Below are 24,560 nucleotides of genomic sequence, written 5' to 3' on the forward strand. Positions count from 1 at the left end.
CCCCGGACAGCCGCCTCGAAGGAGGTCCAGTTCAGTGACCAGCCAGGTCAGCAGCCCAACGGAGCAGGCCGACGGATCAGTCGTCGGGGAGCAGCGCACACCGGGCGGGGCGAAGGACGTGCGCCGCCTGGACCGGGTGATCATCCGGTTCGCGGGGGACTCGGGTGACGGCATGCAGCTCACCGGAGACCGATTCACCTCGGAGACCGCTTCCTTCGGCAACGACCTCTCCACCCTGCCGAACTTCCCCGCCGAGATCCGCGCACCCGCCGGCACCCTGCCCGGTGTCTCCTCGTTCCAGCTCCACTTCGCCGACCACGACATCCTCACCCCGGGCGACGCGCCGAACGTCCTCGTCGCGATGAACCCGGCGGCGCTGAAGGCCAACATCGGCGATCTGCCGCGCGGCGCCGAGATCATCGTGAACACGGACGAGTTCACCAAGCGTGCCCTGCTGAAGGTGGGCTACGACGCCTCGCCGCTGGACGACGGCTCGCTCGACGCCTACGGCGTGCACCCGGTGCCGCTGACCACTCTGACGGTGGAGGCACTCAAGGAGTTCGACCTCTCCCGCAAGGAGGCCGAGCGCAGCAAGAACATGTTCGCCCTCGGGCTGCTGAGCTGGATGTACCACCGGCCCACCGAGGGCACGGAGAAGTTCCTGACGTCGAAGTTCGCGAAGAAGCCGGAGATCATGGCGGCGAACATCGCCGCGTTCCGCGCGGGCTGGAACTTCGGCGAGACCACGGAGGACTTCGCGGTCTCCTACGAGGTCGCCCCGGCCGCCACCGCCTTCCCGGTGGGCACCTACCGCAACATCTCCGGCAACCTCGCCCTGGCCTACGGGCTGGTCTGCGCTTCCCGGCAGTCGGACCTGCCGCTGTTCCTGGGCTCGTACCCGATCACCCCGGCCTCGGACATCCTGCACGAGCTGAGCCGGCACAAGAACTTCGGGGTGCGGACCTTCCAGGCGGAGGACGAGATCGCGGGCATCGGCGCGGCGCTGGGCGCGGCGTTCGGCGGTTCGCTCGCGGTGACGACCACGTCCGGTCCGGGTGTCGCCCTCAAGAGCGAGACCGTCGGACTCGCGGTCTCCCTGGAGCTGCCGCTGCTGGTGGTGGACATCCAGCGGGGCGGGCCGTCCACCGGCCTGCCGACCAAGACCGAGCAGGCGGACCTGCTCCAGGCGATGTACGGGCGCAACGGCGAGGCGCCGGTGCCGATCGTCGCGCCGAAGACCCCGGCGGACTGTTTCGACGCGGCCCTGGAGGCGGCGCGGATCGCGCTGACCTACCGCACCCCGGTGATGCTGCTGTCGGACGGCTACCTGGCCAACGGCTCCGAGCCCTGGCGCATCCCGGACCTGGAGGAACTGCCGGATCTGCGGGTCCGGTTCGCGTTCGGTCCGAACCACACCCTGGAGGACGGCACCGAGGTCTTCTGGCCGTACAAGCGTGACCCGGAGACCCTCGCCCGCCCCTGGGCGCTGCCGGGCACCCCTGGCCTGGAGCACCGCATCGGCGGCATCGAGAAGCAGGACGGCACGGGCAACATCTCGTACGACCCGGCCAACCACGACTTCATGGTCCGCACCCGCCAGGCCAAGATCGACGGCATCGAGGTCCCGGACCTGGAGGTGGACGACCCGCACGGCGCGCGGACCCTGGTCCTCGGCTGGGGTTCGACGTACGGCCCGATCACGGCGGCGGTACGGCGGCTGCGCGCGGCCGGCGACTCGATCGCACAGGCGCATCTGCGCCATCTCAACCCCTTCCCGCGCAATCTCGGCGCGGTGCTCGCGCGGTACGACAAGGTGGTGGTCCCGGAGATGAACCTGGGGCAGCTGGCCACCCTGATCCGGGCGAAGTACCTGGTCGACGCCCACTCGTACAACCAGGTCAACGGCATGCCGTTCAAGGCGGAGCAGCTCGCCACGGCGCTGAAGGAGGCCATCGATGACTGACATCGCCAACGGACTGCTCCAGCTGGTGCCCAAGGCCGAGGCCAAGCAGTCGATGAAGGACTTCAAGTCGGACCAGGAAGTGCGCTGGTGCCCCGGCTGCGGCGACTACGCGATCCTCGCCGCCGTCCAGGGCTTCATGCCGGAGCTGGGGCTGGCCCGGGAGAACATCGTCTTCGTCTCCGGCATCGGCTGCTCCTCCCGCTTCCCGTACTACATGAACACCTACGGGATGCACTCCATCCACGGCCGCGCCCCGGCCATCGCCACCGGTCTCGCCACCAGCAGGCGGGATCTGAGCGTATGGGTGGTCACCGGTGACGGGGACGCGCTCTCCATCGGCGGCAACCACCTGATCCACGCGCTGCGGCGCAATGTGAACCTGAAGATCCTGCTGTTCAACAACCGGATCTACGGCCTGACCAAGGGCCAGTACTCGCCCACGTCCGAGGTCGGCAAGATCACCAAGTCGACGCCGATGGGCTCGCTGGACGCCCCGTTCAACCCGGTGTCCCTGGCGATCGGCGCGGAGGCGTCCTTCGTGGCCCGGACCATCGACTCCGACCGCAAGCACCTCACCGAGGTGCTGCGCGCGGCCGCCGAGCACCCGGGCACCGCGCTGGTCGAGATCTACCAGAACTGCAACATCTTCAACGACGGCGCGTTCGACGCCCTCAAGGACCGGCAGCAGGCCGAGGAGGCGCTGATCCGGCTGGAGCACGGGCAGCCGATCCGGTTCGGGGCCGACGGGGCGCGCGGCGTCGTACGCAACCGGCTCACCGGTGACCTGGACGTGGTCACCGTCACCCCGGAGAACGAAGCGGAGCTGCTGGTCCACGACGCCCACGCCGCGTCCCCGACCACCGCCTTCGCCCTCTCCCGCCTGGCCGACCCGGACACCCTGCACCACACCCCGATCGGCGTCTTCCGCTCGGTCGAACGGCCCGTCTACGACGAGCAGATGACCGAGCAGCTCGACACCGCGGTCGAGCAGAAGGGCAAGGGCGACCTGGGCGCGCTGCTCGCGGGCGGCGACACCTGGACGGTCGTCGGCTGACACCGCCCGCCGCTCCGCGTACAGCGCTCCACGAGGCCCGGGACGACCGTTCCCGGGCCTCTTCGCGTGCCCGGGGGATGTCCGGACGAGGGTGCACTTTCTTTTAGTTAGCGCTAGCCGTATGGTTAGTGCTCTAACCCCCTCGCAAGGAGTGTCAGAGACCATGAGCATCGTCGTCACCGGAGCCACCGGACACCTCGGCCGCCACGTCGTGGAGCAGCTGCTGGAGAAGGTCCCGGCGGAGCGGATCACCGCCGTCGTACGCGACGAGAAGAAGGCCGCGGACCTCGCGGCCCGCGGCGTCAAGCTGGCCGTCGCCGACTACAACGCCCCCGAGACCTTCGACACCCTGTTCGCCGCGGGCGACAAGGTCCTGCTGATCTCGGGCAACGAGTTCGACAACGACCGGGTGCGGCAGCACACCGTGGTGATCGAGGCGGCGAAGGCGGCGGGCGTGGCGCTGCTCGCGTACACCAGCGCCCCGGGCAGCCTGAAGGCCACGCTGGCGGACGACCACCGGGCCACCGAGGAGGTGCTGCTCGCCTCCGGTCTGCCCTACACGCTGCTGCGCAACGGCTGGTACCACGAGAACTACACCGAGCGGCTCGCCCCGGTGCTGGAGCACGGCGCGGTCGTGGCCGCGGCCGGCGAGGGCCGGGTCTCCTCGGCCGCCCGCGCCGACTACGCGGCCGCCGCGGTCGCGGTGCTGACCGGCGAGGGCCACGAGAACCGGACGTACGAGCTGGGCGGCGACGTGGCGTGGAGCTTCGCCGAGTACGCGGCCGAGCTGAGCCGCGCGGCCGGCCGGGAGATCGCGTACAACGCGGTCACCGAAGAGGTGATGCTCGGCATCCTCACCGGCGCCGGGCTGCCCGAGCCGCTGGCCGCCGTCTTCGCCGGGGTGGACACCTCGATCTCGCGCGGTGAGCTGGTGGTCGACTCCGGTGACCTCTCCCGGCTGACCGGCCGCCCGACGACCCCGCTGGCGCAGGCCGTCGAGGCCGCGTTCAAGGACTGACCGGCACCTGGCCGGCACCCGGCCGGGGCCGTCCCCTCCGCGCCCCCGGCTGTCATGACCGTATGGCGATACGGGCATGACAGCCGGGGGCGCGCGGCGTTACCTTCGTGCCCGCGCGCACGTCGGCGCATGAGGAGCGGAGGGAGGGCCCGTGCCCGGGACGTCCAAGGGTGAGCACCGCACAGGTCTGCTGAACGGTTTCGCCGCCTACGGCATGTGGGGCCTGGTCCCCCTGTTCTGGCCGCTGATGAAGCCCGCCGGGGCGATGGAGATCCTCGCCCACCGGATGGTGTGGTCGCTGGTCTTCGTCGCCGCGGCGCTGCTGTTCGTACGGCGCTGGGCCTGGGCCGGAGAACTCCTGCGCCAGCCGCGCCGGCTGGCCCTGGTGGTCGTGGCCGCCGCGGTGATCACCGTCAACTGGGGCGTGTACATCTGGGCCGTGAACGCCGGCCATGTAGTGGAGGCGTCCCTCGGGTACTTCATCAACCCGCTGGTCACCATCGCCATGGGGGTGCTGCTGCTGAAGGAGCGGCTGCGGCCGGCGCAGTGGGTGGCGGTGGCGACGGGTTTCGCCGCGGTCGTCGTGCTGACCGTCGGCTACGGCCGCCCGCCGTGGATCTCGCTCTGCCTCGCGTTCAGCTTCGCGACCTATGGGCTGGTGAAGAAGAAGGTGGGACTCGGCGGTGTCGAGTCGCTGGCCGCCGAGACCGCGATCCAGTTCCTGCCCGCGCTCGGCTATCTGCTCTGGCTCGGCGCGCGGGGGCACTCCACCTTCACGACCGAGGGCGCGGGGCACGGGGCGCTGCTCGCCTCCACCGGTGTCGTCACCGCGCTGCCGCTGGTCTGCTTCGGCGCGGCGGCGATCCGCGTGCCGCTGTCCACCCTGGGCCTGCTCCAGTATCTGGCCCCGGTCTTCCAGTTCCTGCTGGGCATCCTCTACTTCCACGAGGCGATGCCGCCGGAGCGCTGGGTCGGTTTCACTCTGGTGTGGGTGGCCCTGCTGCTGCTCACGGGCAGCGCCCTGCACTCGGCACGCCGGTCGAGGAAGGCCCTGGCCGCCTTGGAGTCGAAGGTCTCACAGGCCCGGCCCGGCGCACCCCGTACCGAGGCTCCGGGCGGGTCCCCGGTCGACGTCTGATCGTTTCCGCAGCCGTACGCGGGGCGGTTACGCCGCTCCGTGCTCGGCCGGTCGGCCGGCCCCGGGAGGCCCGGTCGGTGAGGCGGAGCATGCGGGCGCGGGCGGATTCCAGGGGGGAGGCGTCGGCGGCGGGGCCCGGTTCGGCGGAGTTCACCGCCGGGCCTTCACCGCGCGCCGGGGCGGTCACGTCCGCTCGTCGCCCTCCGGCTCTGCCGTGACGGCGGCCGGGTCGGGCGCAGAGGAGCCGGTGCTGATGCGCAGGCACCCGTCCGTGCCGAACAACTCGATCAACTGCGACAGGTGGGCCCGGGCCAGGCTGCGGCCGGAGGTCTCGTCGTCGCTCATCCGCGCCCCTCCAGCTCCGCCCACACGACCTTGCCCCAGCGCCGCTCGTGCGTGCCCCAGTCAGCCGCCAGCTCCGCCACGAGGGCCAGGCCACGGCCGCCCTCATCGTCGTCCTTCGGCGTGCACAGTTCGGGCAGCGCATGGGAGAAGTCCGCCACGGCCACGCGGACCGTGTCCGGCGCGATGCGCTCCACCATGACGCGGATGGATTCCCGCCGGGCGTGCCGCACGGCGTTGGCTACTAACTCGGAGACGATTAGAGCGCCGTCCTCAGCCGTCCCGGGCAGTCCCCACGCGGTGCACGCCGTGCGCACCAGGCGCCGGGCGGTGACGGCGCTCTCGGGCTGTCTGGGCAAGGTCTCGCTGTAGCCGGGGTGTCCGGTCGGACGGGACTTGGTGGTCATGGTCACCGGACACCCCCGTCTGGGACTTTCCGGGGCCGGCACACGCAGGCAACGGAGCATGGAAGAGGACTCATGCTCTCAACCGTGACGACGCTGCGTCGGCGACTCAATGACAGTCTGGCGGGCCGTCAGGTCGAAGTATCAAAAGCGGAGTTCAGATCGGGAGACCCACCAAGTCAGCAAGTTGACGGGTCTCATCCGTGAGGGTGCGTCGGCGGGCGATCGTGTCAGCCAGCGTGTCACGGGCGTAGGGCTGCTCGGCAATCCACTCCGGTGCCTCGGCCGCCACTTCCCCCAGTACTTCCAGTGCGTGGCCGTGCTGGTGCGTCATCGTGTACGCCTTCGCCACATCGAGCCGGTGCCGGTGATACTCGGAACCCTTGCCGCCCTTCAGCCGGGAAGCGATCTCCAGGACCTCCTCCGGCCGCTCCGTCACGACGCCTTGTTCGGCGGCCTTGTAAGCGACCGTGGCGGGCCCCCAAGTGGCGATCCGTACGTCACCGTGGTCCAGCGGGCCGGTAGCGACCGCCGCCGACCGGGCGAGGCGCAGCATGTCAGCGGCCTCCCCTCCCCGATTGTCCCGGAGCGCCGCCGCATGCCCCTGGATAAGCAGCCATCCCCAAGCCGCGATCTCCTCGGCAGTCGCCCGGGAAATCCGAGGCTCTGTGTCGTCCGCCCACTTCACCGCCATCTCACGGGCAGCATCGAATCGTCCTTGCCGCACGAGCAGCCATGTCCAGGTGGTGATGACGCTTGCGGCCCGGAGGCGATCCGGAGCTTCGTCAAGGGCCCGACGCAACGCGGTTTCAGCAGCAGCGAACTGGCGGGCGCTCGTCAAGGTCGATCCGGCGATCTGGAGAAGCTGAGCACGGGCGGCCCGCACTGCTGGGGCGTCTCCGAGGGCTTCAGCGTCCCTCAGCAGCGGCACCAGCAGGTCCACAGCTTCACGCATCCGCTTGCCGAAGTGGGCCGCTCTGACGCCCTCCAGGCCGCCCAGAACTCCTCTGGTCGTCGGCTCTTCGTGGGGCTGTTCGGCGGGACGCTCCACGGCGCGTTGGAGAGCTTGCCAGGGCTCGGGCGCGAGGTGAGGCTCGGCAGCCGTTCGCGTCACGAGCGCAGTAGTGGGCACCCGCAGGGCGTTGGCCAGTTTTCGGGCAGTCTCCATGCGCGTGTCAGTGACGACGCCCTGTTCAAGCTTGCTGATCAACGAGTGGCTGACCTTCGAAGCTTGCGCCAGTTCGCGCTGTGAGAGGCCCCGCCGTTTGCGAATCTCGCGTAGCCGGTCCCCGATGCCGTGTTCGTCGGACATGGACTCTCCTTCGATGGCTTACTTCCGACAGTACCCGGAAGGTCGGGGAGGACCAGCCGTTCCCGGACTCTCCGGTCTACGCCGTGATGCTCGTGGACCTGCCGCTGTCCTGAGCCGAGTGCTTGAGGAGACCAGGCTCGACGCGCCCCGGACGGAGACCGAGGGTGGGGCGCCGGTGGACGCGTGACCCCGGCGTCTCGTGACTCCGGCGCCTGAGGGGTCGTAGGGGACTAATCGTTTCGCCTCGTGCGCCGAGCGGTTACGCCGCTCCGTGCTCGGCCGACCGCTCGGCCCGGGAGGCCCGGTCGGTGAGGCGGAGCATGCGGGCGCGGGCGGATTCCAGGGGGCGGGGGTCGTCGGCGGCGGGGCCCGGTTCGGCGGCGAGGTCGGCCCAGAGGTCTATCAGGTCGCGGCCCAGGCGCAGTCCCTCCTGCGGGTCCCGTACGGCACGCCAGGCGGTCGCGGCGCTCTGCACATTGCCGTAGGCCGCCTCCGTGTCCCGCGCGGTGCGGCGCAGCCGGGCGAGGTCCAGGGAGAGCCGGCAGGCGCGGACCGGTTCGCCCGCCAGGTAGGCGATGTAGGCGGCCAGTTCGCGCAGGTGCAGCACCTCGGCGTGGCCGGCGCCGAGGACGGCGGCCGCCTCCTCGACCGTGCGCTCGACGAGTTCCGCGGCGTCCTCGATCCGGCCCGCGCGCACGGCCTCGTTGATCCGCGTCATCGGCTCGGTGAGCAGTTCGGCCCCCTCCGCGGTCTCGGTCACCGGACCGTCCCCGAGCACCTCTTCGGCCACGGCGTCGAAGCCGCGCGGCGGGGTGGGGGTGGCGGTGGTCGCGGGGACGGACTCGGTGGGCCAGCCGGTGGCCTCGGGCACCCTCGGCGCGGGCGCGGAAGCAGGCACGGGCGCGGCGCCGAGCGGCCGGGGGACGTCCACGGCGGGAGCGGGAGCGGCCACGGCGGGAGCGGGAGCGGCCACGGCGGGAGCGGGAGCGGCCACGGCGGGAGCGGGGGTGACCGCGAAGGGAGCGGGGGTGACCGCGGCAGGCGCGGGGCCATCGGCAACCGGCGCAGCGGAACCGGGCAGGCCCGGCACGGGCGCGACCGCCGCCCCGGCCATGAGCCCGGCCCCGGCCCCACCGGTCTCCGGGACACCCGCGACCGACCCGGACCCGACCCCACCGGACCCCGACGCGCACCCGGAAACCGACCCGTACACAGCCCCCGACCCCGAAGCGGACCCAGCCCCGGCCCCGGTCTCGCACGCGGCCCCGCCCATGACGAGCGCGCCCGTGGCCCGGCCGGAGCCGGCCTCGTCCGGCGACGGCGCACCCGGCGTCGCCGCCTCCATGACCGGTGCCGGGCCGAACTCGCCCCTCGGGGTCCGGAGGAACTCCGGTGCCTCCGGCTGGGCGACCCGGACCGCCTTGCCGGTGGCCCGGCTGGAGCCGTCCGCCGACACCTCCAGCGGGACGACGCAGCCGGCGCGGTCGTCCTGGACGGTGGCCCGGATGGGGGTGCCGAGGCTGATGGCGAGGCGCTGGAGGTGGTTCAGGACGGCCTGCTGGATGTCCTCGCCCGGTGCCGCCACGACCGCCGCTCCGCCGACGGACGCGCCGCCCGCGCCGTACACCCGGACGGGCACCGCCGCCGGGTGCGCCACGGGTCCCGGCACCCGCTTCTTCTCGAAGCTCAGTCGAGCCATCGGTCCTTCCCTCACTCCCCCGCGCCGCGCACCGGCCGCACGCGTCCTGCGAACCAGTGTGTCCGTTCCATGCCCGCCTCCGCGTCACGCCGACGTCACAGCATCGTCCCAACGGCCCGCCGGGTCCGGCCGGGAACCGCGACGGGGGTCGCGGATGTGCTGTTCAACGACGCCACCCGGGGGAGGGAGACGGCACCATGACCAGCGCTCTGGAGATCGCCGCGGCCGTGCGCGCGGGCCGCTCGACGGCCGTCGAGGCGGTCACCGCCGCGCTGGCGCGGATCGAGCGCGTCGACCCGGTGCTGTGCGCCTTCGCCGAGGTGTGGGAGGCGGCTGCGCTGCGGGGCGCGCGGGCGGTGGACGCGCGGATCGCGGCGGGGGAACGGCCGCCGCTGGCCGGGGTGCCGATCGGGGTGAAGGGACGGCACGGGCTGCGCGCGGCGGGGCCGCTGATCGCCGCCGGGTGCGTGCCGGTGGGGCCCACCGCCGTGCCGGGGCCGGGAACCCCCTGGCAGACCTGGGGACTTGGGCGGTACGGCCGTACGGTCAACCCCTGGCGGTACGACCGTACGCCCGGCGGTTCCTCGGCGGGTTCCGCCGCCGCCGTGGCCGCCGGGCTGGTGCCGCTGGCCACCGGCAGCGACGGAGCGGGGTCGGTGCGCATCCCGGCCGCGTGGTGCGGGGTGGTCGGGCTGAAGGCGACCAACGGGCGGCTGCCCTCCGCCGACCGCACGGGGCTTTCGGTGCCCGGGGTGCTGACCCGGTGCGCCGCGGACGCGGAGGCGTACTGGCGGGTGATGAGCGGCGCGGCCGAAACAGCCGGAACTCCCGGTGGCCGTGAGCGCCGTACGCCCACCGCCCTCTGGTCGCCGGACCTCGGCTTCGCCGGCCCCGACCCCGAGCCCGTCGCGCTCGCCCACGCCGCCGCCCGCCGGCTCGCGGACGCGAAGGCCGTACACCTCCTGCCCGGCCCCTCCCCCGTCCTCGAGGACCCGGCCCCCGCGTGGCTCGCCCTGCGCGGCGGCGACCTCCGCACCGCGACCCGCGTCCGCGCCGCCAACGACCGCCGGCTCGCCGCCCTCTTCCGCGACGCCGACCTCCTGCTGACCCCCACCACCCCCTGCGCCGCCCATGGCCACGACGGGCCGGGCGACCGCTATTCCACGGCCCTCACCTGGGCGTTCAACCTCAGCGGGCATCCGGCGCTGAGCCTGCCCGCGGGGCTCGGCCGCGACGGCTGCCCGGTGGGGCTGCAACTCGTGGCGGCGCCGGGGCGGGAGGACCTGCTGCCGGCGGTGGCCGGTTCGGCTACGTGCTGATGTCCTTGGTGGTGAACCGCGCCCAGGCCGCCGAGCCGAACACCGCCGCGTACAGGGCCTGGAGGCCGAGGCCGCGCACGAGGTCGGGCCAGTAGACGGGGTCGCGCATCAGGTCCGCGAAGGACAGCCAGTAATGGGAGAAGAGATACGGCCGTACGGCGTGCAACTGGGGGAACTGGTCGAGGATCTGGGCGGTGACGACGAGGCCGACGGTGGCCGCCATCGCCGCGATGCCGCTGTCGGTCAGGGTGGAGACGAAGAGGCCGAGGGAGGCGACCCCGACCAGGGAGGCGGCCACCACCAGCGCGATCAGCAGGGCCCGCCCCAGGCCGTCGGTGAAGCTGATGGTCGTACCGGAGATGGTCATCAGGTCGCCGACCGGGAAGAGCAGTACGCCGGTCAGCAGCGCGGAGGCGGCGACCACCAGCGTGGCCAGCAGGCAGAACGCCACGACCGTCGCGTACTTGACGAGCAGCAGGCGGGTGCGGCCGGCCGGGGCCACCAGGAGGTAGCGCAGGGTGCCCGCGTCGGCCTCGCCCGCGATCGCGTCGCCCGCGACGACCCCGACCGCCATCGGCAGGAAGAACGGGAGGGTCGCGGCCAGCGCCGTGCACACCAGGAAGAGACCGTTGCCGGTGACCTGGCCGAGGAAGGCGGGCCCGGCCGCGCCGGAGGGACCGCCGCCCGCCCGGACCTTCACCACGACCCCGATCAGCACCGGCACCGCCGCCAGCACCCCGAGCAGCACCAGCGCCCGCCAGCGGCGGAGCGTGGTGCGCAGTTCGCTGCGCAGCAGGCCCAGCGTCCACAGGGGGTGGGGCCGGGCGGCGGCCCCACCCCCTGTGGACGCCGTGTCAGCGCGCGACATCGAAACCCTCCCCCGTCAGCGCCACGAAAGAGTCCTCCAGGGAGGCCCGGCGGAGGGTGAACCCCCGGACCCGCACGCCCGCCGCGACCAGGGCCGCGTTCACCTCGGCGAGGTCGCGGTCGGGCGGCTCGCCGGTGACCTGCTCGCCGTCGGCGGTGACCTCGGCGGCGCCCTGTTCCTTCAGCACCCGGGCCGCGTCCACGGGGTCCGGGGTGGTCACCACGAGACGGTCCCGCGCCCCCGCCGCGAGGTCGGCCGTGGCGCCCTGGGCGAGGAGTTGGCCGCGGGCCATCACGGCCACATGGGTGCACACCTGCTCGATCTCGTCGAGGAGGTGGGAGGAGAGGAAGACGGTGGTGCCGTCGGCGGCGAGTTCCCTGACCAGGGCGCGGATCTCGCGCATGCCCTGCGGGTCCAGGCCGTTGGTCGGCTCGTCCAGGACCAGCAGCCGGCGCGGCCGCAGCAGCGCGGCGGCCAGGCCCAGGCGCTGCTTCATGCCGAGCGAGTACGCCTTCGCCCGCTTGCCCGCGGCCGCCGCGAGGCCCACCCGTTCCAGGGCGGCGGCGGTCCGGGCGCCCCGGGTGCGCGGGTCGGCGGTCGGGTCGGCGGCGTCGAGGCGCAGCAGGTTGTCCCGGCCGGAGAGATGGCCGTACAGGGCGGGGCCCTCGATGAGCGCGCCGACCTGCGGCAGGACCGTCCGGGCGGCCCGCGGCATGGGCAGGCCCAGGACGCGGGCCGTGCCGGAGGTCGGCTCGATCAGGCCCATCAGCATGCGGATGGTGGTGGTCTTGCCGGAGCCGTTCGGGCCGAGGAAGCCGAAGACGCTGCCCGCCGGGACGGTCAGGTCGAGACCGTCCACGGCGAGTTGGCCGCCCCGGTAGCGCTTGGTGAGGCCGCGGGTGGCGATCACGCCGTCCGCCGCCCCGGGCCGTACCGGGTCCATCGGCTTCCCCCCTCGACTTCCGTCGGCTCCCGCCCGCTCCCCCGTCGACGCCGCTCCCCCGTCGACGCCCCTCGGCCGTCGGGTCTCCGCGGCCGTCGGCTCCCTCGGCGCGGTGCGGCCTACTTGCCCGCGTCGGCCGCCTTCACCAGCGCGTCCTTGGTGACCGCGCCCGCGTAGACCTTGCCGTCGTCCGTCATCAGGACGTTGACCAGGCGGGTGGTGAAGACCGTGCCCTTGCCGAATTTCCCGGAGACCTTGTCGCCCAGCGAGCCGAGGAAGCCGCCGAGGTCGCCGCCCTTGGCACCGGTGGGCAGGCCGCCCTTGGCGCCGGTGTCGACGGTGGCGATGGAGGTCCAGCCCTTGCCGATCACCTTGGGGGCGCCCTTGGCGCCTTCGAGGCCCTTGGCGCCGTCCGTGCCCTCCAGGCCCTTGCCGAGGCCGGGCCTGCCGGCCTCCGTGCCCGCGCCGTCCTGCCGCTCGGTGACCTTCGCGCCCTTCGGCGGGGTGAAGGCGAACGTGGCGGCGGCCGGCCGGGCGAAGGAGACCTGGGTGAAGCCCGCGTCGAGCACGGCGGCGCCGCCGCTCCTCGGGGTCAGGGTGAACTTCAGCGGCATGCCGGTCTTCGCGTCCACGGCGATGCTGATCGCGCCGACCGTGGTGCCGGACTGGCGGGGCTTGATCAGCAGCTTGTAGGCGTCGCGCCCGGCGACCTGGGCGGTGCCGTCGACGGTCACCGAGGTGGTGTCGTCCACCGCTTTCAGCGCCTGCTGGGCGAAGTCCTTGGGCGTGGCCGGGGGCTCGGCCCGGTCCTTGCCGGCGGCGGACGCGGTGCCGTGGGAGACCTGGTCGCTCTTGCTGTCGTAGCCCCAGACGTCCTTGCCGTTGTGGATGACGCTGTACTCGGCGCCCTGCTCCAGGAGCGAGAGCTTCTGCCGGTCCGGGCCGTCGGCCGCGACCCGCAGGGTGTGGGTGCCGGAGGCCAGTTCGGTCAGCCGGGAGCTCGGGTCGGCGGCGGAGCCGGAACCCGCGCCGGAGCCCTGGCCCATGCCGGAGGCGAGGCTGTTCTCCAGGCCGCCGAGGTCCGGCAGCCCCAGGTCGGTGCTGATCTTCACGGTGCCGGACAGCTGCTGCACGTCCGACTGGGCGATCTTGTTGATGAGCTGCTGCGCGGTGACCTTGGGCAGGTCCGGGTCGCCGGAGTCGGCGAGCGCCGGGACCAGCCCGATGGTGGCCGCGGCCACCCCGACCACCGCGACCGGGACGGCGTACCGCGCGGCCTTGCGGCGGCCCGAGCGCGTCTCCTCGTCCCGCTCGGCGCGCACTGCGTCGTCGGATTCGTACGGTGCCATGTGTGCCTTACCTCCGTCGTCGGCGGCGGCTGCCCTCACGCTGGTCCACCCGAGCCGCCATTCTCACCCGAATCGGTGAGGAGTGGTGATGTCCGTGGTGTCCATACGACCAAATCCGCGGTGCGGAAGCGTCAGCCCTCGGAGCCAACTCGGCGTACGACTGCGGTATGACACGTAGGGGGCACCCCTAGGGGGCTCGAACTCGTCCCTGGGCTCGAACTCGTCCTGGGGCTCGAACTCGTCCCCAGGGCAGCATGCGGCCGGAACCCGGGGTACGGCCACCTGGTGGACGCCGAACGGGTGGTCGTCCCAGGCCGGGACGGGCCGGTCATCCGGCCCGGTGCACCACCGCGTCGCACAGCTCCGTCAGCGCCACCTTGGCGTCGCACTCCCGCAGCGGGGCGAGCGCGGCGCGCGCCTCCTCCGCGTACCGCACGGTGTCCCGGCGGGCCTGCTCCAGGGCCGGGTGGGCGCGCAGCGCGGCCAGCGCCTCGGCGTGCCGGGCGTCGTCGCTGAGGTCGGAGTCCAGCAGCTCGCACAGGGCGAGGTCCTCGGGCAGGCCGAGCCGGGCGGCCCGCTCGCGCAGCCGCAGCACGGGCAGCGTCGGGATGCCCTCGCGCAGATCGGTGCCGGGGGTCTTGCCGGACTCCTGGGAGTCGGAGGCGATGTCCAGGTAGTCGTCGGCGAGCTGGAAGGCCACGCCGAGCCGCTCGCCGTACTGGGTGAGCACGTCCACGACCGTCTCGTCGGCGCCGGACATCATCGCGCCGAACCGGCAGGACACCGCGACCAGCGAGCCGGTCTTGCCGCCGAGGACGTCCAGGTAGTGCTCGACCGGGTCGCGGCCGTCGGTCGGTCCGGCGGTCTCCAGGATCTGGCCGGTGACCAGGCGTTCGAACGCGAGGGCCTGGACCCGGACCGCCTCGGGGCCGAGGTCGGCGAGGATCTGGGAGGCGCGGGCGAAGAGGAAGTCGCCGGTGAGGACCGCGACGGAGTTGCCCCAGCGGGTGTTGGCGCTGTCCACGCCCCGGCGTACGGCGGCCTCGTCCATGACGTCGTCGTGGTAGAGCGTGGCCAGATGGGTCAGCTCCACGACCACGGCCGAGGGCACCACACCGGGCGCGTAGGGGTCGCCGAACTGCGCCGCGAGCATCACGAGCAGCGGCCGGAAGCGCTTCCCGCCGGCCCGTACGAGGTGCTGGGCGGCCCCCGTGATGAACGGGACCTCGCTCTTGGTGGCCTCTAGCAGGCCCTCCTCGACAGCCGCCAATCCGGCCTGGACATCGGCTTCGAGAGCCTGGTCCCGCACGCTCAGCCCGAACGGCCCGACGACGGTCACGAGGGGTCTCCTGTCTGCTGGTGTCTGCTGGCGATTACGCGGTTTGTCGATAGGTCGCTGCCATCACTCAAGTCAGCGTATCCGGTCCGGTTTCGATCACCGATAGCGCCCACCCTGCGCCCACCCGTCCAGCCCGGGCGGTATCGGGTCATGACCGGCATACCCCCGCTCGGATGATGACAACGGACATTTATCGACTTAACAGGTAATCGGGAACTTCATCACGATCCCGGAGATGAAAGGAGTACCGACCCGACTCCGCCGGGGGGACGAATCCCCCATGCCCGATTTTCCACAGTTTGCCATTTCGTGAAGTGGGTCACCTGACCGCCTTCCCGCCGGTAACCCTTCGACACCCCTTCCCGCCGTGCGGCGTAAGCGAGTTGAGTATTGGCATTCGCAAAGGATCAAGTACCCCATAGGCTGATGATCAAGGCCAAATGCCGCGATATAACAATTCAGAGCTTGTTCCCGGCATGTGCTCTCGCATACGTTCCCGACCCATCGGGCGGACGCCTCATCCTGCCGCCGCCCGTACACCCATCGACGAACTCATTCGTACGGCAGGAGCGGGGGACCCAGGTAAGTCGCCGGACCGGACGACTCACGGGGTGCGGCGCGTGACACAGCGCGCCGCACCGCGTGTTCGCACGGAACGGCTTGGGGTAAAGCCGCGCCTCTCACGGGGCGCGACCGGGCACCTCCCCGCCCGAACCCGACAGCTCACCTCGCAGGCGTAGGAGAGGAACGTCCCCATGTCTGCTGCCGTTCAGCCGCGCCGCACCCGCGCCAACCGTCTCGTCCGCCTGATCGCCGTCGCCGGCACCGGCGCGGCCGTGCTCGCCATGCCGCTCGTGGGCGCGGCGACCGCGTCCGCCACCACCGGCACGACCTCGGCCGCCACCACGCCCGCCGGGTACCCGAACAACCTCGACGGCTGGATCCGCGAGTCCCTCGCGATCATGGCCGAGAAGCACATCCCGGGCACCTACAACGGCATCCACCGCAACATCATCCGTGAGTCCTCGGGCAACCCGAACGCCATCAACCTGTGGGACTCCAACGCGGCCAAGGGCATACCGTCCAAGGGTCTGCTCCAGGTGATCGACCCGACCTTCAACGCGTACCACGTGGCCGGAACGTCGTTCAACATCTACGACCCGGTCGCGAACATCACCGCCGCCTGCAACTACGCGGCCGCGCGGTACGGCTCGATCGACAACGTCAACGGCGCCTACTGACCGGCGCCGGGCCGTCGCGGCGGCCCGTGGCACCACCGCTGTTCCCGGTCATCCGGCCGGGAACAGCCGTTCGAGGACGACGGCGATGCCGTCGTCCTCGTTCGCGGTCGTGACCTCGTCGGCGACCGCCTTCAGCTCGGGGTGGGCGTTCGCCATCGCGACGCCGTGCGCCGCCCAGCGGAACATCGGGATGTCGTTGGGCATGTCACCGAAGGCGAGGGCGCGTTCCGCCGGGACCCCGAGCCGCTCGGCGGCCAGCGCGAGCCCGGTCGCCTTGGTCACCCCGCAGGGCTGGAGCTCCACGGTGCCGGGTCCCGACATGGTGACCGTGGCCAGCGAGTCCACCACCGAGCGGGCGACCGCCGCCAACTCGTCGTCGGACAGGGTGGCGTGGCGCAGCAGCACCTTGCTGATCGGTGCCCGCCACAGGTCGTCGCGCCGGGCCACGCCGACCGCGGGCAGGGTCGGGTGGGGCATCCGGTATCCGGGTTCGGTCAGGGTGAGCCCGTCCGTGCCGTCCTGGTCGACGGCCGCGAACACCGGGCCCACCTCGGCCTCGATCTTGCCGAGCGCGGTCTCGGCGAGCTCCCGGTCCAGCCGGACCGACCACAGCATGCGGCCGGACCCGGCGTCGTAGACCTGTGCGCCCTGCCCGCACACCGCGAGCCCGGTACTGCCGAGGGCGGTCAGGAGGGGGCGGACTCTGGGGGCCGGGCGGCCGGTGACCACCAGATGCCGGGCCCCGGCCCGCTCCGCCCGCGCGAGCGCGGCCAGCGAACGCTCGGAGACGGTGTCGTCGCCGCGCAGCAGCGTCCCGTCCAGGTCGGTGGCGATCAGTGCGTACGCGGGGGAGGCAACCATGATCCGAGAATACGGACCCGCCCCCTCCGCAGCCCCTCGCGTCCTCCCCCGACTCCCGTGTCATCGCCCGGACTTGCGCGGGGGCCGGCTTCAAGTGGGCTTGGGCGGCGTCCTGATGGGGCGGGGGACGACGGGGAGGAAGGGTGGCAGAGGGGGTACGGCGGCTCCCTGCCCGGCGCTCACCCGCGCACCCTCGGTCCGGCGCCCCCGCCCCCGGCCCCCGCGCCCCCGCGCCCCCCGGCCCCCGCGCTCACCCGTGCGCCCCCGCCAGATGCCCCGCCAGCCGCGGCGAGGCGAATTCCGTGCCGCACACGAAGCGCATCACCGGGCCGTAGGAGGAGGCGGCCGGCAGGCCCGTGAAGTAGAGGCCGGGGACCGAGGAGACGTAGCCGGCGCCGAGGCGCGGGGCGCCGCGGCTGGTGGCGAGGTGGGTGCGCAGGCTGGGGCCGAGGAAGTCCATCGCGGCGATGTCCACGCGGTACCCGGTCGCGGCGATCACATGGTCGGCGGTGAGGGCCTCCGTGCGGCCGCCGTGGGTGCGCACGGTCAGCACCGGGCCGCCGTCCCGCGCCGCCGCGCCCAGCACCCGCTCGACCTCCGTCACCTGTACGGCGCCCTCGAACCGCTCCCGCAGCCACCAGGCGCCGAGCGGGCCGAGCACCCGGCGCACCAGGAAGTGCCGGGTGGGCTCGGGCAGGAAGCGGTAGGGGTGCGGGCAGTAGCTGAACGCCCACAGCGACCAGGCCCGCCCGAACGGCGACTCGGGCCGCAGCCTCGGCTGCTCCCAGGGCGGCGCCCCGAACGCGACCCGGCCGCGCCCCCGCGCCACCACCCGCACCCGGGCCCCGGCCTCCGCCGCGAGCGCGGCCGTCTCCAGCGCGGACTGCCCGGCGCCGACCACGATCAGCTCCTTGCCGGCGAAACGCGTGAGGTCGTGGTGCTGGGAGCTGTGCGAGACGGGCCCGTCGGGCGCGGGCCCGGCCCCGGCCGCCTGCCGCAGCCCGGCCGGCAGATGCGCCAGACCGGACAGCCCGGTGGCCACCACGACCGCCCGCGCGGTGAACGACTCCCCCGAGTCCAGCGTGAGGGCGAAGCCCCGGCCCGCGTCCCGCCCGGCCGGCTCGACGCAGACCACCCGCACCCGTTCCAGCTCCGGCACGAGCCGCCGCTGGAACCACTCGCCGTACCCGGTGAACGTCTCCACCGGGATCACGTCCGCGTCGCCGGCCGGCCGGCGGATGCCCACCGCGTCGCAGTAGTCGGCGAGGGTGTGGCCGGGCTGCGGGCAGTCGAGGCTGGAGGCGGCGGGGGTCGATTTCAGCAGCATGCCCTCGGGCATATGGGCGCGCCAGCTGACCATGGGGTCGCCGAAGACCCGTACGGGCAGGCCGCGCGCCCGCAGATGGGCGGCGGTGGACAGGCCGAACGGCCCCGCCCCGATGACTGCAACCGGTCGGATCACGAAGTCCCTCCCCAGGACGCGTTTCCTCGTGGCCTAGTGGGTGGTGCCGCGGCGGTGGGCCCGCCACAGCTGGCGCAGATGCCGCGCGCCCGGCCGCGCGAAGCGGGCGAGCATGGTGAGGAACGGCAGCGGATCGTCCCCCGCGAACCAGGCCAGCTCCGTCCCGCTCGCCCGCGCCGGCGCGTGCGGGGTCGTATAGCCGCCGCGTCGGTAGGCGAGCAGGGCCGGCAGGTCGATGTTCTCCACGACGTAGCGCCGCCCGGCCCGCTGCTCCCCCTCGGGCACGGGCCGCCCGGTGAGATCGAGGTGCAGCGCGCGGACGACGTCCACGCCCGCCGCGCTCTCGAACAGCCGGAACTGCGCGCCCATCCGCGGATTGAAGTCCAGCAGCTTGTACCGCCCGTCGCGCCGGTCGAAGCGCAGGTCCAGGTCGACGACGCCGCTGAACCCGATCCGCTTCACGAACCGCGCCGCCAGGCCCGCGAGTTCCGGATTGTCGACGACGTACGCGTGCGCGGTCATGCCCGCGTGCGGCGGCCAGGAGCGGACCTTCACCCCGGTGAACAGCGCGAGCGGGTCCGCGTCCCGGTCGAAGCAGGCGTGCACGATCCAGTCCTCGGCCTGCTCGCGCGGCAGGTACTCCTGGAGGATCACCCCGGGGTCCGGCCCCCACTCGCGGGCCAGGGCGAGCAGGGCCGCGCGGGAGGCGATCCGCGTGGTGCCGCCCACGGCGGGCCGGCTGCGGCGCAGGAACGCCTCCCGGTTCTTGGCCACCACCGGGAAGCTCGCGGTGTCGGCGAAGGCCACGACCTCCTCGTACGACCGCGGGAAGGCCGCCGCCGGGCTGGCGAGCCCGTGCCCGTGCGCCTCGCACAGTTCGTGCAGCCCCTGCTTGCTGGCCACCCGGCGCGGCAGCGCGGGGTCCACCCGCGGGCAGAGGAAGGGTCCGGCCAGCGCGGCGCGCTGCTCGGCGATCAGGACGGCCGCCTCCTCGTCCGTCGGGATCAGCACGGCCGGGCGGCCGATCCGGCGGCCGATCCGCAGCAGCCCCTCGACCAGGTGCCCGGGGTCCTCCGCGCCGGTCGTCGGCCAGACGAACGCCCGGCGCAGATAGCGCGAGGCGGCCGCCGGGGTGTAGGGGTCCTCGGTGATCGCGTACATGGGCACGCCGAGCCGGCCCAGGCTGCGGATCGCGCCCACCCCGCCGTGGTGCAGCGGGTAGGCGCCGAACTTGACGATCAGTCCCGGCACCTCACGGTCCACCTCCACGGGCGCACCGACGGTGTCTTCGGCCACGGGTCCCCCCACGTGTCCCCCCGGGGGAACGGATCCACCCCGTCCGATCCACCCCGTCCGTCTCCCCTGAAGGACGCTAAGCCGGAACTACCGCCTCCGACAAGGGTCTTTCGGACATTGCGAACTCTTGAGGCACTACGGGGGCAACCCCCCAGCCACTGCCCAAGACCGGTGTCCCGGCCGTAACGTGTGGCTCGATCACGTGCAACGCATCGCCACGCATGGCCTGGATGAGAGCGAGGCAGTACCCCGATGCCCCCCTTCGACGTCCCCGAGGGCGACCCCTTCGGCCCGCACAACCTTCCCTATGGCGTGTTCTCGCCCTCCGGCAGCCCGGAGCGCAGGGTGGGCGTCCGGCTCGGGGACCAGGTCCTCGACGCGGGCGCCGCGGCCGCGGCCCTCGGCTCGCCGCACCAAGCACTCCTCGCCCGGCCCAGTCTCAACCCGCTGCTGGCGGCCGGGCGCGCCACCTGGACCGAGGTGCGCTCCGCGGTCACCTCCTGGGTCACCGATCCCGCACACCGCGAGACCCTCGCGCCCCTGTTCCACCCGCTGTCCGAGGTGAGCCTGCACCTGCCCTTCGAGGTCGCGGACTACGTCGACTTCTACGCCTCGGAGCACCACGCCCGTAACGTCGGCAAGGTCTTCCGCCCGGACGCCGCAGACTCCCTCACCCCCAACTGGAAGCACCTGCCGATCGGTTACCACGGCCGCTCCGGCACCGTCGTGGTCTCGGGCACGGATGTCGTACGCCCCTCCGGTCAGCGCAAGGGTCCCGCCGACCCGGCGCCGGTGTTCGGCCCCTCGATCCGGCTGGACATCGAGGCCGAGGTCGGCTTCGTCGTGGGCGTGCCGAGCGAGCTGGGGACCCCGGTCGCGCTCGGAGACTTCCGCGAGCACGTCTTCGGGCTGTTCCTGCTCAACGACTGGTCCGCGCGCGACATCCAGGCATGGGAGTACGTCCCCCTCGGCCCGTTCCTCGGCAAGTCCTTCTCGACCTCGGTGTCGGCCTGGATCACCCCGCTGGACGCCCTGGAGCACGCCCGGGTGGCGCCGCCCGAGCGCACCCACCCGCTGCTGCCCTACCTGGACGACGCGGCGCCCGGCATCGAGCCCGGCGGCTACGACCTGCGGATCTCCGTGGCCCTGAACGGCGAGGTGATCTCCGAGCCGCCCTTCTCCGCCATGTACTGGACGGCCGCCCAGCAGCTCGCCCAGATGACGGTCAACGGCGCCTCCCTGCGCACCGGCGACCTGTACGGCTCCGGCACCGTGAGCGGACCCGAGCAGCGCGAGCGCGGCTCGCTGCTGGAGCTGACCTGGAACGGCCGCAACCCCCTCGAACTGCCCTACGGCAAGCGCGCCTTCCTGGAGGACGGCGACGTGGTGACCCTGACGGCCTGGGCGCCGGGCCCGGACGGGACCCGGGTGGGCCTCGGCGAGGTGACCGGCCGGATCGTGCCCTCCGCCTGATCCGGATCGTGCCCTCGGCCTGATCCTTTGGGCGCCGCGGGGCGGGCCGGGGGCGGACGGTTCGCTCCCGGTACCTGACTCGCGGCGCCCCTCTTCGTCATACTGGCGACAGCACGCACCACCTACGGCGGCCGCCCGTGCGCCGCCCCCTTCGCGCCACCCGTCCGCGAACCCCTCTCCGACCAGGAACCGGAGCCCCGGCATGACCGTCTGCCTGCTCCTGCTCACCGTCGTCGCCCTGACGGCGGCCGGGCCGGCCCCGCGCGCGCTGACCCGGGCCGACTGGCCCGAACGGGAACCCGTGGTCGCGCTGTGGGTGTGGCAGTGCCTGGTCGCCACCGTGCTGCTGTGCTGCCTGGCCGCGCTGACGCTGGGCACCGCGGCGGTCTTCCACACCGTGCGCGAGCATGTGTTCGCCCCCGCCCCGCCCGCCGTCACCGCCGCCTACGACCTCTCCGCCGCGCCGGTGTGGGCCGGTGTCCTCACCGTCCTGCTGGCCGGCGGCGCCGCCTGGACCACGGCGATGCTCGGCCGGGAACTGGTCGAGGCCCGCCGCAGCCGCGGCCAGGCCCGCGCCCAGCTGCGCGAACGCGCCCCCGATCTGCCCGCCGGACTGCCGATGGCGCGGGGCCCGATGCTGGTGCTGGAGGACGAGTACCCGGACGCCTGGTGGATGCCGGGGCATCCCCCGCAGCTGGTGGTCACCACCGGCGCGCTGCACCGGCTGACCGGCCACCAGCTGGACGCCGTCCTCACCCATGAGCGCGGCCACGCGCGCGCCCACCACGACTGGCTGCTGCACCTGTCCACCGCGCTCGCCGCGGGCTTTCCCCGGGTGCCGCTCTTCGCCCACTTCCGGGACCAGACGCACCGCCTGGTGGAGCTGGCCGCGGACGACGCAGCCTCCCGGCGCTGCGGCCATCTGACCACCGCGCTGGCGCTGATCGAGCTGAACCAGCACCGGGGCGTGCTGTCCTGCGCCTCCAGCCGCCGGCTGCTGGGCGAGCGGGTGGACCGCCTGCTGGAACCGCCCCCGCGGCTGCTGCGCCGCCAGCGCGCCCTGACCACGACGGTCGCCGCGCTGGTCCCGCTCCTCCCGCTGCTGATCACCTTCGCCCCGGGGCTCAAGGCACTGTCCTGAGGCACCGGTTCCGGAACCGGCGGCGCCGTGCGAGCCGCCGGCCCCGGGCCCGGCTATATCCAGTCGTCCGGCTCCGGCTCGTCCTCCGGGCCCGGCCAGTCGTCCTCCGGGGCCTCGCCCGGCGCGGGCGGCTCGGTGGCGGCCCGGGCGGTGGCGGCCGGGGCGGCTCCGTCCAGGGAGGCCAGCACGGCGAGCACCTCCTCGCCGTACGTCGCCAGCTTCTTCTCGCCGACCCCGCTGATGCCGGCCAGATCCCGCAGGGAGCCCGGCATGCGGGAGACGATCGCGCGCAGGGTGGCGTCGTTGAAGATGATGTACGGCGGCACGCCCTGTTCCTTGGCCTGCCCGGTGCGCCACACCCGCAGCGCCTCGAAGGCGGGCTGGAGCTCCTCGGGCAGCTCGGCCACGGCGGCCTTGGCCTTGCCGCCGCCCCGGCCGGAACCGGAGCCCGAGGCCGACCGGGAGACGGCCGGCTTCTTCGGCTCCTTGCGCAGCGGCACCTCCCGCTCGCCGCGCAGCACCGTGCCGCTCTCCTCGGTGAGCACCAGCGTGCCGTACTCCCCCTCGACCGCGAGCAGCCCCTGGGCCAGCAGTTGGCGGACGGCGCCGCGCCACTCGCCCTCGGCGAGGTCCTGGCCGATGCCGAAGACGGACAGCTGGTCGTGGTCGAACTGGATCACCTTGGCGGTGCGCTTGCCGAGCAGGATGTCCACGATCTGCAGAGCGCCGAACTTCTGTCCGCGTTCGCGCTGCAACCGCACCACCGTGGACAGCACCTTCTGCGCGGCGACCGTGCCGTCCCAGGTCTCCGGCGGGGTCAGGCAGGTGTCGCAGTTGCCGCAGGCGGCCGCGCCGGGCTCCTGGCCGAAGTAGGCGAGCAGCTGACCGCGCCGGCACCCGGCGGTCTCGCACAGCGCGAGCATCGCGTCCAGGTGGGAGGCGGCCCGGCGGCGGAACGCCTCGTCGCCCTCGCCGGACTGGATCAGCTTGCGCTGCTGCACCACGTCATTGAGTCCGTACGCCATCCAGGCGGTGGACGGCAGTCCGTCACGGCCCGCGCGGCCGGTCTCCTGGTAGTAGCCCTCGATGGACTTGGGCAGGTCCAGGTGGGCCACGAAGCGCACATCGGGCTTGTCGATGCCCATGCCGAACGCGATGGTCGCCACCACGACCAGGCCGTCCTCGCGCAGGAACCGGGACTGGTGCGCGGCGCGGGTGCCCGCGTCCAGGCCCGCGTGGTACGGCACCGCCTCGACGCCGTTGGCGCTCAGGAACTCCGCGGTCCGCTCCACCGAGTTGCGCGAGAGGCAGTACACGATGCCCGCGTCGCCCGGGTGCTCCTCCCGCAGGAAGGCGAGTAGCTGCTTGCGCGGGTCGGTCTTGGGCACGATCCGGTACTGGATGTTGGGCCGGTCGAAGCTGGCGACGAAGTGGCGGGCCGCCGGCAGGTTCAGCCGCTGGGTGATCTCCTCATGGGTGGCCCGGGTCGCGGTGGCCGTCAGGGCGATCCGGGGCACGTCCGGCCAGCGCTCGCCGAGCAGGCTCAGCGAGAGGTAGTCGGGGCGGAAGTCGTGGCCCCACTGGGAGACGCAGTGCGCCTCGTCGATCGCGAAGACGGAGATCTTGCCGCGGGAGAGCAGCTCCAGGGTGCTGTCCAGGCGCAGCCGCTCCGGCGCCAGATAGAGCAGGTCCAGCTCGCCGGCCAGGAACTCGGCCTCGACGGTGCGCCGCTCGTCGAAGTCCTGGGTGGAGTTGACGAACCCGGCCCGCACGCCGAGGGCGCGCAGCGCGTCCACCTGGTCCTGCATGAGCGCGATCAGCGGTGAGACCACCACGCCGGTGCCCGGTCTGACCAGGGCCGGGATCTGGTAGCACAGCGACTTGCCGCCGCCGGTGGGCATGAGCACCAGGGCGTCGCCGCCCGCCACCACATGCTCGATGATCGCTTCCTGCTCGCCCCGGAAGGCGCTGTACCCGAAGACCCGGTGCAGCGTGGTCAGCGCCTCGCTCGCGTCCGCGCCGGGTCCCTCGGTCACCACTGGCATCTCGCTGATCCCGCCCGTCGCTTCCATCGTCCTGTCCCCCGTCGGTCCCCCGTGTGCCGTCGTGCGCCGTCTGCCCACCACTGCCTCAACGATAGGGGTCCGCACCGACAGCCCCGGAGTTATCCACAGGCTGCGAACGGATGTGCGAGCAAGACAGGCCCCGGACCTCTCCCAAGGCGCCCGGCCATCACTCTACGTCACACCACTGTCACCCGAATGGCCGCTCCCGATGGCCCGCCACCCCCGCCGCGGACCATCCTTCTCGGTGCGACCCCGTCTCCTCCCCCAGGAGC

The 24,560-nt window shown here is 73.0% G+C and carries 20 protein-coding genes and 1 riboswitch; of the genes, 8 read left to right on the forward strand and 12 right to left on the reverse strand.

Features of this window, described 5'->3' with window-relative positions:
• Positions 1-34 precede the first annotated feature (34 nt).
• The 4 genes from GHR20_RS15420 (at position 35) to rarD (ending at position 5,173) form a co-directional block, all read left to right on the forward strand.
• Positions 35-1,963: a 2-oxoacid:acceptor oxidoreductase subunit alpha gene (locus tag GHR20_RS15420; protein WP_148026506.1), complete on the forward strand. Its 1,929-nt coding sequence runs from the start codon at positions 35-37 to the stop codon at positions 1,961-1,963.
• Positions 1,956-3,017, forward strand: a complete 1,062-nt coding sequence (locus GHR20_RS15425) for a 2-oxoacid:ferredoxin oxidoreductase subunit beta (protein ID WP_153813485.1) — start codon at positions 1,956-1,958, stop codon at positions 3,015-3,017. Before GHR20_RS15420 ends, GHR20_RS15425 begins: the two co-directional genes overlap by 8 nt.
• Before the next feature lie 163 nt (positions 3,018-3,180).
• Positions 3,181-4,035: an SDR family oxidoreductase gene (locus GHR20_RS15430; protein WP_153813486.1), complete on the forward strand. Its 855-nt coding sequence runs from the start codon at positions 3,181-3,183 to the stop codon at positions 4,033-4,035.
• Between the two features lie 151 nt (positions 4,036-4,186).
• Positions 4,187-5,173, forward strand: a complete 987-nt coding sequence (gene rarD, locus GHR20_RS15435; protein WP_153813487.1) for an EamA family transporter RarD — start codon at positions 4,187-4,189, stop codon at positions 5,171-5,173.
• 183 nt (positions 5,174-5,356) lie between these two features.
• On the opposite strand, the gene GHR20_RS15440 is transcribed toward rarD, so the two are convergent.
• The 4 genes from GHR20_RS15440 to GHR20_RS15455 form a co-directional block, all read right to left on the reverse strand.
• On the reverse strand, positions 5,357-5,518 hold the full coding sequence (locus tag GHR20_RS15440) for a hypothetical protein (protein WP_153813488.1): 162 nt from the start codon (positions 5,516-5,518) through the stop codon (positions 5,357-5,359).
• Positions 5,515-5,922 (reverse strand): ATP-binding protein, encoded by a 408-nt coding sequence (locus tag GHR20_RS15445; RefSeq protein WP_153813489.1) that lies wholly within the window; start codon positions 5,920-5,922, stop codon positions 5,515-5,517. Before GHR20_RS15445 ends, GHR20_RS15440 begins: the two co-directional genes overlap by 4 nt.
• Before the next feature lie 154 nt (positions 5,923-6,076).
• On the reverse strand, positions 6,077-7,231 hold the full coding sequence (locus GHR20_RS15450; protein WP_153813490.1) for a helix-turn-helix transcriptional regulator: 1,155 nt from the start codon (positions 7,229-7,231) through the stop codon (positions 6,077-6,079).
• Between the two features lie 259 nt (positions 7,232-7,490).
• The gene (locus GHR20_RS15455) at positions 7,491-8,930 is read right to left on the reverse strand and encodes a tetratricopeptide repeat protein (protein WP_153813491.1); all 1,440 of its coding nucleotides are present in this window, start codon (positions 8,928-8,930) and stop codon (positions 7,491-7,493) included.
• A gap of 197 nt (positions 8,931-9,127) precedes the next feature.
• Between GHR20_RS15455 and GHR20_RS15460 the strand changes: the two genes are divergently transcribed.
• Positions 9,128-10,249, forward strand: coding sequence for an amidase (locus GHR20_RS15460; RefSeq protein WP_153813492.1), 1,122 nt, complete (start codon positions 9,128-9,130; stop codon positions 10,247-10,249).
• Here GHR20_RS15460 and GHR20_RS15465 read toward each other — a convergent pair.
• The 4 genes from GHR20_RS15465 to GHR20_RS15480 all read right to left on the reverse strand — a co-directional run bounded on the left by GHR20_RS15465 (position 10,239) and on the right by GHR20_RS15480 (position 14,748).
• Entirely contained in the window at positions 10,239-11,117 is an 879-nt protein-coding gene (locus tag GHR20_RS15465) for an ABC transporter permease (protein WP_153813493.1), read from the reverse strand. The two genes, GHR20_RS15460 and GHR20_RS15465, sit on opposite strands and share 11 nt — an antisense overlap.
• The gene (locus tag GHR20_RS15470; RefSeq protein WP_153813494.1) at positions 11,104-12,060 is read right to left on the reverse strand and encodes an ABC transporter ATP-binding protein; all 957 of its coding nucleotides are present in this window, start codon (positions 12,058-12,060) and stop codon (positions 11,104-11,106) included. The genes GHR20_RS15465 and GHR20_RS15470 overlap by 14 nt, the downstream gene beginning before the upstream one ends.
• Before the next feature lie 119 nt (positions 12,061-12,179).
• Positions 12,180-13,409 (reverse strand): sigma-E factor regulatory protein RseB domain-containing protein, encoded by a 1,230-nt coding sequence (locus GHR20_RS15475; RefSeq protein ID WP_153813495.1) that lies wholly within the window; start codon positions 13,407-13,409, stop codon positions 12,180-12,182.
• Positions 13,410-13,737: 328 nt separating this feature from the next.
• Positions 13,738-14,748: a polyprenyl synthetase family protein gene (locus GHR20_RS15480; RefSeq protein ID WP_111586898.1), complete on the reverse strand. Its 1,011-nt coding sequence runs from the start codon at positions 14,746-14,748 to the stop codon at positions 13,738-13,740.
• A 534-nt stretch (positions 14,749-15,282) separates the two neighbouring features.
• Positions 15,283-15,500: riboswitch (cyclic di-AMP (ydaO/yuaA leader) on the forward strand.
• 3 nt (positions 15,501-15,503) lie between these two features.
• On the opposite strand from GHR20_RS15480, the gene GHR20_RS15485 reads away from it, so the two are divergent.
• Positions 15,504-15,989, forward strand: a complete 486-nt coding sequence (locus tag GHR20_RS15485; RefSeq protein WP_153813496.1) for a transglycosylase SLT domain-containing protein — start codon at positions 15,504-15,506, stop codon at positions 15,987-15,989.
• Between the two features lie 48 nt (positions 15,990-16,037).
• Here the strand turns inward: GHR20_RS15485 and GHR20_RS15490 are convergent, their stop codons facing one another.
• The 3 genes from GHR20_RS15490 to GHR20_RS15500 form a co-directional block, all read right to left on the reverse strand.
• On the reverse strand, positions 16,038-16,850 hold the full coding sequence (locus tag GHR20_RS15490) for an HAD family hydrolase (protein WP_153813497.1): 813 nt from the start codon (positions 16,848-16,850) through the stop codon (positions 16,038-16,040).
• Positions 16,851-17,100: 250 nt separating this feature from the next.
• A complete protein-coding gene (locus tag GHR20_RS15495) occupies positions 17,101-18,312 on the reverse strand; it encodes an FAD-dependent oxidoreductase (RefSeq protein ID WP_153813498.1) in 1,212 nt (403 codons plus the stop codon).
• A gap of 33 nt (positions 18,313-18,345) precedes the next feature.
• The gene (locus tag GHR20_RS15500) at positions 18,346-19,608 is read right to left on the reverse strand and encodes an ATP-grasp domain-containing protein (RefSeq protein WP_153813499.1); all 1,263 of its coding nucleotides are present in this window, start codon (positions 19,606-19,608) and stop codon (positions 18,346-18,348) included.
• A 252-nt stretch (positions 19,609-19,860) separates the two neighbouring features.
• Between GHR20_RS15500 and fahA the strand changes: the two genes are divergently transcribed.
• Positions 19,861-21,081, forward strand: coding sequence for a fumarylacetoacetase (gene fahA / locus GHR20_RS15505; protein WP_153813500.1), 1,221 nt, complete (start codon positions 19,861-19,863; stop codon positions 21,079-21,081).
• 202 nt (positions 21,082-21,283) lie between these two features.
• Positions 21,284-22,222: a M56 family metallopeptidase gene (locus GHR20_RS15510; protein WP_111586904.1), complete on the forward strand. Its 939-nt coding sequence runs from the start codon at positions 21,284-21,286 to the stop codon at positions 22,220-22,222.
• A gap of 53 nt (positions 22,223-22,275) precedes the next feature.
• Here the strand turns inward: GHR20_RS15510 and recQ are convergent, their stop codons facing one another.
• Complete coding sequence (gene recQ / locus GHR20_RS15515) at positions 22,276-24,267, reverse strand: DNA helicase RecQ (protein WP_243878356.1); 1,992 nt, start codon at positions 24,265-24,267, stop codon at positions 22,276-22,278.
• Between the last annotated feature and the right edge of the window lie 293 nt (positions 24,268-24,560).

It is taken from the genome of Streptomyces sp. SUK 48, from assembly GCF_009650765.1.
Classification (GTDB): Bacteria; Actinomycetota; Actinomycetes; order Streptomycetales; family Streptomycetaceae; genus Streptomyces.